10 protein-coding genes are annotated in these 14,749 nt (G+C 69.8%); 2 read left to right on the top strand and 8 right to left on the bottom strand.

Annotation, left to right across the window (positions count from 1 at the left end; all coding sequences use genetic code 11):
* Positions 1–125 precede the first annotated feature (125 nt).
* Positions 126–788: a pyridoxamine 5'-phosphate oxidase family protein gene (locus CP983_RS43410; protein ID WP_150506157.1), complete on the top strand. Its 663-nt coding sequence runs from the start codon at positions 126–128 to the stop codon at positions 786–788.
* Between the two features lie 116 nt (positions 789–904).
* Here CP983_RS43410 and CP983_RS43405 read toward each other — a convergent pair whose 3' ends face one another.
* The 4 genes from CP983_RS43405 to CP983_RS43390 all read right to left on the bottom strand — a co-directional run bounded on the left by CP983_RS43405 (position 905) and on the right by CP983_RS43390 (position 4,154).
* Entirely contained in the window at positions 905–2,623 is a 1,719-nt protein-coding gene (locus tag CP983_RS43405) for an acyl-CoA dehydrogenase family protein (RefSeq protein ID WP_150506155.1), read from the bottom strand.
* A gap of 107 nt (positions 2,624–2,730) precedes the next feature.
* Positions 2,731–3,297, bottom strand: a complete 567-nt coding sequence (locus CP983_RS43400) for a PadR family transcriptional regulator (RefSeq protein ID WP_150506153.1) — start codon at positions 3,295–3,297, stop codon at positions 2,731–2,733.
* A gap of 144 nt (positions 3,298–3,441) precedes the next feature.
* Positions 3,442–3,663: a helix-turn-helix domain-containing protein gene (locus CP983_RS43395; protein ID WP_125524141.1), complete on the bottom strand. Its 222-nt coding sequence runs from the start codon at positions 3,661–3,663 to the stop codon at positions 3,442–3,444.
* Entirely contained in the window at positions 3,663–4,154 is a 492-nt protein-coding gene (locus CP983_RS43390; RefSeq protein WP_150506151.1) for a DUF2975 domain-containing protein, read from the bottom strand. Before CP983_RS43390 ends, CP983_RS43395 begins: the two co-directional genes overlap by 1 nt.
* A 231-nt stretch (positions 4,155–4,385) precedes the next feature.
* On the opposite strand from CP983_RS43390, the gene CP983_RS43385 reads away from it, so the two are divergent.
* Positions 4,386–5,156 (top strand): SDR family oxidoreductase, encoded by a 771-nt coding sequence (locus tag CP983_RS43385; protein WP_150506149.1) that lies wholly within the window; start codon positions 4,386–4,388, stop codon positions 5,154–5,156.
* A 70-nt stretch (positions 5,157–5,226) separates the two neighbouring features.
* Here CP983_RS43385 and CP983_RS43380 read toward each other — a convergent pair whose 3' ends face one another.
* The 4 genes from CP983_RS43380 to CP983_RS43365 form a co-directional block, all read right to left on the bottom strand.
* The gene (locus tag CP983_RS43380) at positions 5,227–6,123 is read right to left on the bottom strand and encodes a LysR family transcriptional regulator (protein WP_150506147.1); all 897 of its coding nucleotides are present in this window, start codon (positions 6,121–6,123) and stop codon (positions 5,227–5,229) included.
* A gap of 120 nt (positions 6,124–6,243) precedes the next feature.
* Complete coding sequence (locus CP983_RS43375) at positions 6,244–7,884, bottom strand: TlrC/CarA/OleB/SrmB family ABC-F type ribosomal protection protein (RefSeq protein WP_150506145.1); 1,641 nt, start codon at positions 7,882–7,884, stop codon at positions 6,244–6,246.
* A gap of 281 nt (positions 7,885–8,165) precedes the next feature.
* Positions 8,166–11,522: a S8 family peptidase gene (locus CP983_RS43370; RefSeq protein WP_167537852.1), complete on the bottom strand. Its 3,357-nt coding sequence runs from the start codon at positions 11,520–11,522 to the stop codon at positions 8,166–8,168.
* Between the two features lie 149 nt (positions 11,523–11,671).
* Positions 11,672–14,572 carry an nSTAND1 domain-containing NTPase gene (locus CP983_RS43365; protein WP_373309846.1) on the bottom strand — a complete coding sequence of 967 codons (2,901 nt, stop codon included), beginning with the start codon at positions 14,570–14,572 and terminating at the stop codon, positions 11,672–11,674.
* Between the last annotated feature and the right edge of the window lie 177 nt (positions 14,573–14,749).

The raw sequence follows: 14,749 nt of genomic DNA, 5'->3' as shown, positions 1-14,749 counted from the left end.
TAGCGACCTATGCCTGCGCCGTCAGTCGCTCACCTGTACCGAGTACGACACCGTGCTCCATCCAGCGTTAGAGTGCCGTCGCTCCCCCACGCCCAGCCGAAGGCCATAGGAAGGCAGCGCATTCCGTGACTCACCCCCACAAGTCCACCGGATCCGTCGGCGAGCGCCGCCTGCAGCATCTCCTCGGCACCGCCGACCAGGCCGCCACTTTCTACGACCGCCAGGTACAGGACCGTCTGACCCCGCAGATGACTGAGTTCATAGGGCGGCAGACCATGGCGTTCCTGTCGACGGCGGACGCCGGCGGAGCCTGTGACGTCACGTTCCGTGCCGGTCCTCCGGGATTCGTCACCGTGCTGGACGGCAGCACGCTCACCTACCCCGAGTACCGAGGGAACGGGGTCCTCGCCAGTGCGGGGAACATCACCGAGAACCCGCACATCGGCCTGCTGTTCGTCGACTTCTCCGGTGACCACATAGGCCTGCATGTCAATGGCGCGGCTCGGCTGCACCGGGACGAGGATCAGCGGCGGGCCTTTCCCAGTCTTCCCGTGGATTCCGCTCCGGGGCGCAGGCCGGAGTTCTGGGTGCACATCACGGTGGAGGAGGCGTATGTGCACTGCTCCAAGCACATCCCCCATCTCGAGCCGGCGCCGCGTCCGCGCCCGGGCGCGCAACGGCCGAAGGACGCCGACTATTTCGCACCTCGCGCCGAGCACCAGTCCCTGTCGTACGAGGGCGAGGAGTCTGCGGGAACCCACACCGGATCGCTGCCCGGCAGGGCTTGAGCACTGCCTGCCGCCGTGGCCTCCGCGCAGTTGATCGCGCGGAGGCCACAGCGCAGGCGTCGCCGGCCTCGGGGGTCATGACCGTCACGTGTCGACGAGCCCTCCGGGGTGCGGTGTCAGGGCGCCATCTCGTACGCCCCGGACAGAGCCTCGACCCGCTCCCAGACACGCCCCGAACGTGCTTCGTCCACGACGGGACGCCGGACCGCGCCGAGCGCCCAGTTCTGCTGAGCCTCGGTGGCGGAGTCCTTGCCGTGCAGTTCGATGGCGTAGGCGGAGAAGTCGCGGACGAGGACGGAGAAGAGTTCGTCGAGGACGTCCTCGTCGAGGCCGGTCAGGCGGGCCTGCTCCAGGATCAGCTGCCCGTGCACCACCAGGGCGAAGAGCTGGCCGACGGCGAGGAGGAGGTCGAGGTCGCGGCTCTGCTTCTCGTCGGGGGCCGCGGTGGTGACGAACTCGCACAGGGCGTCCGCCTGTTCGCGGAAGCGGGCGACGTTCGGTACGGCCGCGTATGCGTCGTAGGCCGGGCGCCAGTCGTGGAAGCGTACGGAGCCCAGGCCGCGGGCGGGACCCTGCTCGAAGAGGAAGGTGTCATCGGCCGCGTCGAGGCGGGTCGGTACGGGCGCGAACTCGGCCGGGTTGAGGAGGTGGTTGCGCATGAACTTGAGGATCAGCGCGAGGTTGACGTGGACCGTGCCCTCGAGCTTGGGCAGTCCCCGGATCTCGACGGCGGCCTGGGCGAAGTAGGTGTCCTTCTCGAAGCCCTTGGCGGCGATCACGTCCCACATGAGGTCGATGACCTTCTCGCCCTCCGTGGTCACCTTCATCTTCGTCATCGGGTTGAAGAGCAGGTAGCGGCGGTCGTCCGGCGAGGCGGAGCGGAAGTAGTCGACTGCTCGGTCGCTGAACAGCTTCATGCCGACGAGGCGGACGTACGCGTCGGCGAGCTCGCGGCGCACGTGCGGGAAGGCGGTGACGGGACGGCCGTACAGGATGCGGTTGTTCGCGTGGGTGACCGCCTCGTACATCGCGTGCTCGCAGATGCCGATCGAGGCGGTGCAGAGGTTGAACTTGCCGACGTTGACGGTGTTGAGGGCGGCGTCGAACGCGGCGCGGCCCGTGTGCAGGACGTCGTCCGGGCCGACCGGGTAGTCCTCGAGGCGGAACTCGCTGACGTACTTGGAGGAGTCGACGACGTTCTTCACCAGGTGGTACGCCGAGTGGCGGCTGTCGGCGGCGAAGAAGACGTAGCCGTCGGGGCCATCGATGTCGGTGCGTCGGCCGAAGACCGAGACGAGCCCGGCGGCGTTGCCGTTGCCGATGTAGTACTTGGAACCCGTCGCGCTGAAGCCGCCGTTGCCGTCCGGCGTGAGCAGCATGTCGGTGGAGTAGATGTCGGCGCCGTGGGTCTTCTCGGAGAGGCCGAAGGCGAAGACCTCACCCTGCGCGAGGAGTTCCGCGGCGCGGGTGCGGGCTGCGGTGTTGTCGCTCTGCCAGACCGGTCCGAGGCCGAGGATGGTGACCTGCCATGCGTACCAGTAGTCGAGACCGTAGAAGCCGAAGATCTCGTTGAGGGCGGCGATCCGGGCCGTGTCCCAGCGCTGGTCCTCGTGGCCGGCGGCGGATGCCGGGGTGAGGAAGGTGGCGAACAGGCCCTCCTTGGCGGCGACGGCGAGGAAGTCCGCAAGCCAGGCGCGGGTGCGGTAGTCCTCGATGAGCCTGCGCTTGCCGCGGTCCTCGAACCAGTCGACGGTGGCGCGCAGCAGCCTGCGCGTCTCGGGGTCGAACTGCGCCGGGTCGTACGTGCGCGGGTTGAAGAGCAGGGAGTCGGCCATGGAGGTCGCCTTCCGTGGGTTGAGGGTGAGGGTGTGGGAAAGAAGGTCGCGGAGCTCGGGCGGCGGTGGCCCGGCGGCGTGGCGCGCGGGCGGCCGGGGCCGGCGGCTCAGGGGTGCAGGTGCGGCGTGCCGAGTCTGTGGAGGGTGGCGAGTACGTCGTCGAGCCAGGCGATCGTCATCCGCTCGTAGGCGATGCCGCCGCGCAGGACGACATGCTGGAGTTCCTGACCGGCGTCGAGCGGGGTGGGGGCCGTCGGGCCGGTGAAGTCGCGGAGCTCGCCCGCGAAGTAGTGCGCGAGGCGGTCGCTGTGCACCTGGTGGTGGCGTTCGACCTCGCGGATCAGCGCGGACGGGTCGTCGAAGGCCGCGCCGCGGATCTTCACGGCGAGCTCGTGCCGGATACTCTCGGGCTCGATCGGCTCGTGCAGCCACTGGGAGAGGGCGGCGCGGCCGGGGCCGACGACGGAGTACTCCTTCTTGTCCGGCCGGCTCTGCTGCGGCATCCCGCGGACGGCGAGCAGGCCGTCGCTCTCCATGCGCTTGAGCACGCGGTAGATCTGCTGGTGCGTGGCGGTCCAGAAGTATCCGATGGACCGGTCGAACCGCCGGGCCAGTTCATAGCCGGAGCCCGGCTTTTCCAGCAGGGAGACGAGGATCGCGTGCTCGAGCGCCATGCCTCGATCTTCTTATGCAACTCGTTGCATAGCCAAGGGGTGCCGGTCGGGTGAGACAGGGGTCACGCGGAGGGGCGGACCATTCGGTCCGCCCCCGTGTCACGACCGGTGATGCCGGCCGTCTTCCCGCTCACCCTGGAGCCGTCATCCGCCCGCGGCTTCCTCGGCCTCCCAGCGCAGCAGGTCGCCCGGCTGGCACTTGAGCACCTCGCAGAGTGCGGCGAGTGTCGCGAAGCGGACCGCCTTGGCACGGCCGTTCTTGAGTACTGCCAGGTTGGCGGGTGTGATGCCTACGCGCTCCGCGAGGTCGCCCACGGACATCTTCCGCCTGGCGAGCATCACGTCGATGTCGACGACGATCGGCATCAGATCACCTCGTCCAACTCGGCCTGCATCTGAGTCGCTTCGACGTCGCGCGCGACGGCCTGGGCGAGCAGCATCCGCAGTACGAGCACGATGAGCGCGACCCCGAGGATGGCCAGGCCGACCCCGCCCATGATGACGGTGACGCCCGGGTCGTCCCGCTGGCCGGGCGCATTGATGGCCGTGACCGCGAACCACAGCAGGGCAGCCGCCACGATCGCGCCGATCACGGCGTCCACGTACCGGAAGGCGGCATGGGAGAACACGGTTCCGTGGCGCACCATCGACACCAGCCGCCAGACGCTGACCAGGGCGACCTGGGCCGCCACCATGCCAAGGATCGTGATCACGCGCAACGGCGTCAGCGGGAGCGACCCGTCCTCCGGATCGTTTCCACTGGCCAACACCCAGACCATCGAGGCCTGTACGAACACCGTGCCGGTGAGCACCACCACGAGCACGGCACGCAGCGCACGCACTGTCAGCTTTCCCATGCCCCCTCCTTCCATCGAGTTGCGATGGGAATCTATCGAGTTTCGATAGGTTCAGCAAGTGCTGGGCTTGGGCTCGGCTGGGGGTGACCTGGGGCGGCGGGTGGTTCCAGGGGCATAGGAACCCCCTATGGCAGGTGCTGTCTTTTCGTCTTTGCTTCCTCCTCTTTTCCGCTCGTACCTTGAAATGGCTCGGCGAGGTAAACCCCTTATGCAATTGAGAGGAACAGCGGCATGACGAAAATCGAGAACGGCTCTGGAACGCGAGAACTCACGGGGAAGCGGGCCCTCGTCACGGGCGGCACTCGCGGAATCGGGGCGGCCGTCGTGCGCCAGCTCCTGGACGCCGGTGCCGAGGTGCTGACGACTGCCAGGTCGGCGACGGACTCGGTGCCGGAGGGAGCCCGCTTCGTGGCGGCCGACGTGCGGACGCGGGCCGGCGCGGAGGCGCTCGCCACGGCCGCGCACGAGATGCTCGGCGGGGTGGACGTCCTCGTCCACAACGCGGGCGGTGCGCAGCCGTACAAGGGAGCCTTCGCCATCCCCGACGACATCTGGCAGGACGCCTTGGACCTGAACTTCCTGTCGTCCGTGCGGCTGGACTCGCTGCTGGCACCGGGGATGCGGGAACGGCGTTCCGGAGCGATCGTGCATGTCTCCTCGGCGGCGGTTCCGCCCACGCCGCCTCCGTTCCTGCACTACACGGCGGCCAAGGCGGCACTGGAGAACTACAGCCGGGGACTGGCCGCGGAGCTGGCCCCCTTCGGAGTCCGGGTCAACACCGTGTCTCCCGGCAGGACCGCCACCCCCGGCGGCGAGGCGACGCGGGAGCAGTGGGCGCGTCTGAACGACGGGCCCGGCCAGGCCACCAACACCCCGCCGCTGGGACGTGAGGGGCAGCCCGACGACATCGCCCACGCGGTGCTGTTCCTCGTGTCCGACCGGACGAGCTGGCTGACCGCGAGCAATCTCGTCGTGGACGGTGGTGAATTCCCCAGGGGATGACGCGCACGGAATTCAGAAAATGTCGGCTTCGATAGAGATGAATTCCGCGACGCCGCCTCCTTCTCGGCCGTCAGGAAATCGGTGAGAGGGAGGCGGACTCGGACCAGGTCTCCTTGCGGAGAAGTTCGAGCAGGGCCGTCTCCGCCGGGCCCGCGCCGTGTCGGACCACGGCGAGGACGGGCTGGGGCACGGCCGGGGAGACCGGGCGGGCGAGGTGCTCGTGACCGTGGGGGACCGCGGAGGCCGGGACGAGGGTCACCCCCAGCCCGTGGGCGGCCCAGCGCACGGCCGTCGCCGTCTGGGACACGCGGGCGGCCGTGTGCGGGGTCAGGCCGTTTTCCCGCAGCACGTTCAGCAGTACGGCGTCGAGCGCGCTGTCACGGTCGAACCTCACCCACGACTCCCCCGCCAGCTCGCGCAGGTCGACCCGGTCCGCGGCGAGCAGCCTGTGCCCGGCGCCCAGCACCACGACGAACTCCTCGTCGCCGAGGTGGTGGGCGTCGGCGGGGCTGCGCTCGCACGCCGCCATCAGGGCGAGGTTGAGCAGGCCCCGGCGGCACAGCCGCTCCAGCTCCGCGTGGCTCAGCTCCTCGAAGACGGTGACCTCCAGCCGCGGGAAGCGGCGACGCAGCGCGCTCAACGCGCCCGGCAGCTGCCGGGCGGCAAAGCCCATCTGAACCGCGACAACCAGGTCGCCCACCAGCTCATCGGCACCCGCCCGCGCTGTCGCCCTCGCGCGCCGCGCCGCGCTCACCGCGATCTCCGCCTCCCGCAAGAAGGCTCGGCCGACCACCGTGGGCACCAGCCCGGTCGGCGTGCGGTCGAACAGCTGCACGCCGAGCTCCCGCTCCAGGCCTCGGATCTGCTGGGACACCGACGGTTGAGCGACCCGCAGCAGCTCCGCCGCCGCCGTCACCGAGCCCTCCTCGGCAACGGCCAGAGCGTACTCGTACTGACGAAGGCTCATCGGCTCCCGTTTCCTCCCTGCGGGGACGGCGGTCCCCCATTGACATCGTCGTAGGGGCAACTCGGGTCCGCCGGTGAAGATTCCCTTGGGCGCAGCCAGGTCGCCCGCACCGCCCTTGCGTCAGCCCGATCGGACCCAGGCAGCCTCCGGCAGGTGCAGGTGCTCGCCCCGGAACCCCCTGCGCAACGCGCGATCATGCGTGACGAGCACGACCGCGCCCGCGTAGTGAGCCAGTGCGCCCTGCAGTTCCTCCACCAGCGCCGGCGAGAGGTGGTTGGTCGGTTCGTCGAGCAGCAGGAGATCAGCGGGCTCCGACACCAGCCGTGCGAGATCCACGCGGCGGCGCTGGCCGTACGACAGCTCGCCGATGCGCAGCCGCAGCTCCCCCGGGCGGAAGAGACCGAGGGACAGCAGGGCGTGCGTGTGCTCGTCGGCTGAGCCCACGCGGCCCAGTGCGTACGCCTCCGCCACCGTCAGGTGCGGTGGCCACGGTGTCTCGTCCTGGCGTAGATGACCCACCCGGCCCGGTACCTGCACCGAGCCCTCGTCGGGACGCAGCTCGCCTGCGAGCACCTTGAGCAGCGTGGTCTTGCCGGCGCCGTTGGGGCCGGTGACCAGCAGCCGACCGGAAGGGTCCAGGGTGAGGGAATCCAGGTGGAGGCGGTCTCCCACGCGTACGCCCGACAGCTGTACCGCGGGAAGCTCCGGCGCCGACATGTCGACGTCGGCTCCCGGCGTCCCGATGCGCGCGGTGAAGGTCAGCGGCTGTGGTGGCGGCGCCGCCGGGTTCGCCGTCAGCCGGTCGACGCGCTCGCGGGCGTTGCGGATACGGGCCATCGCACCGTGCGCCCGGCCGCGGGCCCGGAAGCCGCCGTGGCCGAAGTTGGCCAGCGGGGCCTTGCGCGGGATGCCGCCGAGACGGATCGCCTGGCCGGCGGCGAGCCGCTCGTTGCGGGCCAGCTCGGCTCGCCACTCCTCGTACGCCTGGAGCCGGCTGCGGCGTTCCGCGGCCTTCGCGATGCGGTACCCGGCGTAGCCGTCTCCGTATCGGGCGATCTTTCCCGCCTCGGCCTCCAGGACCGTGGTGGTCAGCCGCTCCAGGAAGACACGGTCGTGGGTGACCGCGAGCACTGTGCCGCGGTGTGCGCGCAGTTGCGCCTCCAGCCACTGCACGGCCTGGTCGTCCAGGTCGTTCGTCGGCTCGTCCAGGAGCAGCAGTTCCGGGCGGCCGGCGAGGACGGCGGCCAAGGCCAGCCGGGAGCGTTCGCCGCCGGAGAGGGTGCCGAGTCGACGGTCGCGGCGGAGTGCGGGGAGGCCGAGGTGGTGCAGGGCTTGGTCTACGCGATGGTCGGCGTCGTAGCCATCGCGTGCCTCGTATCGCTGGAGGAGAGCTGCGTACTCGGTGAGCGCCTCCGCGTCCGCGTCGTCGCCAAGGGCCTGCTCGGCCCGGCGCAGCTGCGCTTCAAGCGCGCGCAGGTCCGCGAGGGCCAGGTCGATTACGTCCTGGACGGTGGCGGTCGCGGGCAGGGGGATGGTCTGCGGCAGGTAGCCGATGCCACCGGCGGCGGTCACGGTCAACTCGCCGCTGTCCGGGCGTTCCTGGCCCGCGATGAGGTGCAGGAGGGTGGACTTGCCGGAGCCGTTCTCGCCGATGAGTCCTGCCTTCTCGCCCGGCTTGAGGGTGAAGGAGACCTGGTCGAGGACGGTGCGGCCGGGGTACCGCTTGGTGACGTGGTGAAGGGTGAGTTGTGAGGTGCGCATGCGCGGGTTCCCTCCTGGCCCCTGGCTTCTGCCCTGGCCGGATCGGGTGGATGAGAGGGCGCGGTGGGGCGCGGCGATGGCGGAGCGGTGCTCTACGCGATCGGCGCCGGCTGTCTCACAGGGAACCCATGTGGAGGACCGTACGGCATGAGAGGGGATCTGACAAGACGATACGTCTCGTCCCGACAGATGTGCATGGATCCGGCCTGGTCCCCGCGAGCGCGGAGGCCAGGCCGGAGGGTTCGACGCGGCCGTGCGAACGGTCGTCGCCGTCGGTCAGTTCACGGAGCCAGGCGGTACGCGTTCATGATCGTCTCGCGCACGGTGTTGCCAGCCCTGTCCTTCAGATCCACCCGGAACGACACGGCCTTGGCGGTCGCCGGGTGCTTCACGGTCACCGAGCGTGCGCCCTGGGGGTTGGTCGTCACCGTGAGCGGCTTCCAGGTTCGGCCGCCGTCGTAAGAGATGTTCACCTTCAGGGTGGCGACCTGGCCGGCCGCCGCGGCCGCGCCGCTCAGCTTCAGGGGCACTGTGAGCGTGCTGCCCGCCGGAGCCGTTCCGCGCAGGCTCAGCTTCGGCGCGAGTCGTACCGTCGAGAGTGGGAGCCTGGTGGTGCGGTCTGCCGTGGGTCGGGCCGAGGTGAAGGTCCAGACGCCTGTCACCTTCGTGCTGGTGGTGGTGTCCTGCGCGGAGCGGCTCGCCTCGAGCGTCAGGCGGTACGGGGCGGAGGCGGCGGGCACTTCGGCGTTCAGCCAGTCGGTGGCAGGGCCCTCGCCGAGCACGCGGCCGCCGGATTCGAGGCGGGCGAAGCCGCTGGTGACGATCGAGGATCCCAGGTTGCCGCTGCCGTCGTTGAAGAGCGGGATCCTGGCGCTGATGAGGTCGCCGGTCCGCTCGGCGCCCTGCTCCTCCCGGCTCCCTGCCGCGAGGTCCGGGCCGACCACGCCGGTGTTGAACTTCAGTGTGTGGGTGGAGCCCGGCTTGTAGGTCACCAGGTTCCTCCAGAACATCATGCGCACCTCACTGCTGGAGCTGAGCTGCGCGGCCGTCCAGGACCAGCGCACGTCGGCCGTGGTGAGGTAGTGCGTGGTGGACTGCGGCAGGTTCTGTTCCTGTGGGTCCTGGATGCCGATGTTCATGCCGCGTTCGTCGAGCGGCGTGATGTGGAGCTGGCCCTTGGCGCCGGTGACGGAGGTGCCGAAGCCGAGCTTGACCTCGGCGACATCGGCCCGGGTGACGGTGCGGGTCAGACCGGTGAAGAAGCTGCCCTTGCGGTTGAAGGCGAGTCGGTAGTCGACGTTCTTGCCGGCCGCGCCGGGGTTCTTCCACACTCCGTTGAACTGGGCCCGCATCGTCGGGGATGCCGGGCCGACGGCGGCGGTGCGCATCGGCGGGATCCCGTTGCTGGACCAGGTGTTGGACACGCCTATGGCTTCGTCGTAGTAGCCGACGATGGACGTGACGAGCTTCGCGGCCGGATCCGGGGCCTTCACGGCGAACGGCTTGGCCTTGCGGGAGTCGAGGGTGACCGTGACGTTCCGGGTCACGTCCAGCACCGGCTGGACGAAGAAGCCCACCTCGTTGTCCTTGGCGAAGACGAGGCTCTCCAGTTGGTAGGAGCCCTTGGGCAGCCGCTGGACCACCGTGCCGTTCTCGCTGTACGGCAGCTCCACGAACTTGCCGAGTCCGTCGCCGGGGTTGATCGTCGTCGCGTAGGTGGGCGGGTTCGCGCCGTCGGCGTCGATGTGCCGCACTGTGACGTCGTACGACTCCACCTCTCGCTCGACCACCAGTCCGGTGCGTACCTGTTGGCCGTCTCCCGATGCCAGCACTGTGCCGCCGAAGACGCCGTCGACGCTGCCCTTGCTCGTGTCGGCGGTGACGGTCGTCTTCGCGGTGCCTCCGGCCGGAACGGTGAGCTGGGAGTCTTTGACGGTGAACATGCCATCAGGGGCGGGGCGGCCCGAGGAGTCGGTGCCGGTGGCGGTCAGCCGCAGGGTGACGGCCTGGGTGCCGTAGTTGCGGTAGGTGAGGGTCTTGGCGGCCGGCTTGTCGTCGGCGTGCGGCCAGGCCTGTGTGCCGAAGCCGAGGGAGCCGGGTTCGGAGACGACCGAGGCCGTGGCGGCGCGCGCCAGGTCCACCCGGCCCGCGCCCTGCTGATGGGCGTTCAGCAGGGGGTTGGGCTTGGCCGATCCGGTCAGGAGTGCCTTCAGCCGGGCTCCGCTCCAGTCCGGGTGCTGCTGGAGCACCAGGGCGGCGGCGCCCGCGACGTGCGGGGAGGCCATCGACGTGCCGGATTGCGATATGTAGCCCTCGCTCGAGGGCTCTTCGCTCTGTGTGGTCAGGGCGGCGGTGATGTCCACGCCGGGGCCGGTGATGTCCGGCTTGGGCGTGCCGTCGAGGTTCGGGCCGCGGCTGGAGAAGTCGGCGATCTGGTCCTGCTTGTCGACGGCGCCGACGGTGAGTGCCGCGGGGGAGCTGCCGGGCGACCCGAGCGTGCGGGGCTCGTCGCCGTCGTTGCCGGCGGCCACCACGAACAGGGCCTTGCCGGAGAGGCGTGCGATGGCCGCCTCCATCGGGTCGATGCCCGGGGTGTCGGGAGAGCCCAGGCTCATGTTGACGATCTGCGCGCCCTGGTCGACGGCCCACTGCATGCCGGCGACGATGTTCGAGATCTGTCCGAAGCCGTCATCGGCCAGGACCTTGCCGTCCAGCAGCTTCGCGTCGGGCGCCACGCCCTTGTAGCGGCCGCCCGACTTCGCGCCGCTTCCGGCGAGGATGGAGGCAACGTGCGTACCGTGCCCGAAACGGTCCTTGGCGTCGGGTGCTTCGCTGAAGTTCTTCTGTGCGATCTCGACGCCGTTGAGGTCCGGGTGGGTCTGGTCCACGCCCGTGTCCAGTACGGCGACCTTGACGCCCTTGCCCGTGTACCCCGAGTTCCACATGGTGGGCGCGCCGATCTGCGGCACGCTCTCCGCCAGGGAAGCCTTGACCTTCGCGTCCAGCCAGACATGGTCGACGGGGCTTTCGGAAGCGGCTGCACCGCTTGACGTACGGGCCGAAGTGCGGCCTGTGAGCGCCGCCCACAGCTCCGCGGCACCGGACTTGGGCGCCTTGAATGCCTCACCGCCAACCGCGGGCAGCGCGCGACGTTCCCGGACGGCAACGCCCGCGAACGGGTCACCGCCGGCCAGGTCTCGCGAGTCGGCGCCGTCCTTCCCATAGCCGACGATCAGCGGCAACGTGGCGCGATGCGTGTCGTCGTACCTGTCCCTCACCAGCTGCGCGACGTCGAACAGTCGCCGGTCGAGGACGCCGTCCGCGACCAGGCGCAGGGCGTCCTGCGGGACGACGTAGGTGTGGTCCGCCTCGCGTCGCACCGAGAAGCCGATGTTCTGGCGGCCCTTGCCGCGCACGAGTTGGACCACCTGGCCGTCGGAGCCGACGACCACTCGGTCGCCGGTGATCAGCGTGACGTTCGCCGGGGGCTTCGCGTTCGACGGGGTCTTCGTCCCGTCATGCCTTGCGGAGCCGGCGGCTTGCGCCGGCTGGCCGCCCGCCGATAACGCCCCCGTGACCAGCGCCCCGGCCACCACTGCGGCCAGTGCCGCCGTTCTCGCGCGTGCTGTGGATCCCACTCGCGTTTCCCCCGCTCTCCTGTGCATGCCAACGCGTTCTCCGGTATCACGCGCAGGGGGTGCGTTCGGTTCTCAGGGGCCGTTGCGAAATAAGTAGAAGGGAGGGATTGGCCTGTTCGTGTGGGGTGCTCGGTGCTCCGCAGGGTGATTCATGTGCGGTCGGCGCAGGGCGGGCGGTAGTCGAGGCCGGGGAAGTGGCGGGACCACTGGGCGCGGCTGATGGGGGTGCGGACATGCGCGCAGGCGTGGGCGAGTGCCCTGCTCGGGTCGGTGTTCCAGATCTCGACTGCCTGGTCGTTGCTCAGTGTGACGATCGTGCCGTGGGCCGAGAGCGGGAGTACCGCCGCGAGCCCTCCGGAGAGGGCAGCCAGTGAGGCCCGTTCGGCGGGGCGCGAGCGGTCGGTCGTTGTCCAGAGACGTACCGTGCCGTCCAGTGCGGCCGTGACCACCATGCGGCCGTCAGGAGTGAACTCCGCTGAGGGGATCACGTCGGTGTGGCCTTCGAGTCGGCCCAGCCGACGGTGGTGGCGCGGGTCGGACACGTCCCACAGGAATGCCGTGTGGTCGTCGCTGCCGGAGAGGAGGGTACGGCCGTCCCGGGTGTAGGCGAGGGCGTCGACGAAGTTGTCATGGCCCTTGAGCACGGCGATGGTGGACGCGTGGCGTGGGTCGGCGACGTCCCACAGGCGGACGCTGCGGTCGTCGGAGCCGGAGGCCAGCGTGGTGCCGTCGGGGCTGAAGGCGACCGGTTTGACGTTGCGGGAGTGGCCGGTCAGTTCGTCGAGGAGGCGGGGGCGGGCCGGGTTGCTCACGTTCCACAGGCGGATCGTGTCGTCGTAGCTGCCGGTGGCGGCGGTCTGGCCGTCCGGGCTCACGGCCACCGAGAAGACGATGTCGGCGTGGCGCGTCCGCGTCGTCGACAGAAGGCGCGGGTTGCGGAAGTCGGTCACGTTCCAGAGCCGGATCGCCCTGTCTCGGCCGACGGCGATCAGTGTGTTTCCGCGAGGGCTGAAGGCCATGGCGATGGCGTCTTTGTTGTGGTCGTGGTGGGTGCCCAGATGGACCGGGTGATGGGGATCCGTCAGGTCCCACAGCCGGAGGGCGGCGTCGTCGTGCGCCGTGGCCAGGGTGCGGCCGTCGAGGGTGACGGCCATTGCGCGGACGTGTCCGGTGAGTGTGCGTGGCAGCACGCTGAGGAGACCGTTGCGGGTGGCCTGGGTCGATTCCACCTGGTGTGCGGCCAGGGCGAGTTGGGTGGCGAGTGAGCTGTCGCGGGTCCGCAGCGCCATCGAGTTCTCGACCGCCTTGAGCGCGAGGACGTGATTGCGCTGCGCGTCGACGATCTGCTGGGTGCGTACGGCGAATCCGACGGCGGTTACGGCGCAGACGAGGAGGACGGCGAGGGCCGCGACGAGTCGGCGCCGGCGGCGGACCCGGTGGCGTGCGTGCAGGGCCTCCGCCTGCTCCGCCCTCTCGCTCGCGTCGAGGAAGGCGCGTTCCCGTGAGGTCAGTGCGTCCTTGGGGAGGTCTTTCACGGCGGCCAGACGCACTCCGCGGTAGACGGTGTCGGGGTCGCGGTCCAGTGACTGCCAGACGGTGGTGGCCTCGGTGAGTGCGCGGTGCAGGCGCAGTTGATCGCGGTTCTCGCTCAGCCAGCCGCCGAGCCGGGGCCAGCAGCGGATCAGTGCCTCGTGGGTGATTTCGATGTGATCGCGGTCGACGGTCAACAGTCGTGCCTTTGTGGCCTGTTCGAGAACCAGCACGGTGTCGGGGGTGTCGTCGAGTTCGTGGCGTGCTACGCGGCGCTTGGTGTCCTCTGTGCCCTCGCCCAAGGCAATGAGCCGCACGAAGAGCCGTCGGGTGATCATCTGCTGGGTGTCGCTCAGGCCGGCGTGGAAGGCTTCGGCGGTCTGGGCGAGGGCGCCCTCGAAGCCGCCTGCTGTCTGGAATGCGGCGAGGGTGAGGGCGTTGCCGCGTCGGCGGTGCCAGGTCTCCAGGAGGGCGTGTGAGAGTAGGGGCAGTGCGCCGGGTCGGCCGTGGGCGTCGGCTGTGAGGGTCGCGAGGAGGGCGCCCTCGACGGTCAGTCCGGCGCGGGTGGCGGGACGGACGATGGCCGACCGTAGTTCGTCGGTGGTCATCGGGCCGACGGGGATGTGGGCGTCGACCATGGCTTCGACGAGAGCGGGGAGCCGGGTGCAGTGCGCGTAGAAGTCGGACCGTACGGCGAGGGCGACGCGACAGTTGCTGTCGGGGGTCTGGGTGGCGTGCAGGAGCGCTGCGAGGAAGGCGTCGCGCTCCTCCGTGCTGCGGCAGAGAGTGAACACTTCCTCGAACTGGTCGACGATGACGAGGAGTTCGTGGGCCGGGATCGGTGAGCCGGCCAGGATCTGCCGCACCGCGCGGTGCAGTGTGCGTGGTTCTGCCGCGAGTTCGGCGTGCAGGGTCCCGGGGCTGACGTGAGCGCGGGCCGCGAGCTGGATCGCGCACTCCTCCAATGGGCGTGCGCCGGGAGTGAGAATCAGGGCGGGGGTTCCGGCGAATTTCGGAAGCACTCCGGCGCGCAGCACGGAGGACTTTCCGGATCCCGAGGCCCCGAACAGAACTAGGAACCTCTTTCTCCTCAGGTGTTCGACCAGTCTGTTCGTGAGGTTCTCACGGCCGAAGAACGTGTCGGCATCGGACTGTTGGAAAGGCGCCAGCCCGACATAGGGCGGAGAGGCCGAATCGCGGGCCTGGTCCGGATCCGAGGCGGCATTGGAAGCGCACTCGGCGGCCGTCCTGCGCCAGATCCGCTCCCATTCGCCCTCGTCACCGCCGCACGCACGGACGTAGGCGAGGGTGACGGCCAGCGTCGGCAGTTGGCGTCCCGATGCGGCTCCGGAGAGTGTCGCGATCGAATAGTGCGCCCGCCTGGCGAGGTCCCGGTAGGTGGGACTGCCGGCTTCCTCCCGCACCTTCCGTAATTTCGCGGCGAAATCCAGCAATGGTCCGCCGTCCGCTGCCAGCGGACGCTCTCCACGTGGCACCTGTACGTACCTCCCCCGAGTCATTCGGATTGTTCACCATGCGTTTGTTCAGCACCAGCGCGCCGATCGTGAACAACCGGAACTGGCTAAAAACGGAAGTGCCGGGCCCCGTGACGAGGGCCGGAAAACCATCGGAAGCCGGCGTGGGCCGCGTAGCGCCCTGCCCGCGCACCGATCCGCGAGCACTACCGAATCGGGAGA

This window comes from Streptomyces chartreusis, from assembly GCF_008704715.1.
GTDB classification, from domain to species: Bacteria; Actinomycetota; Actinomycetes; order Streptomycetales; family Streptomycetaceae; genus Streptomyces; species Streptomyces chartreusis.
This window is presented reverse-complemented; position numbering and strand designations above follow the sequence as displayed.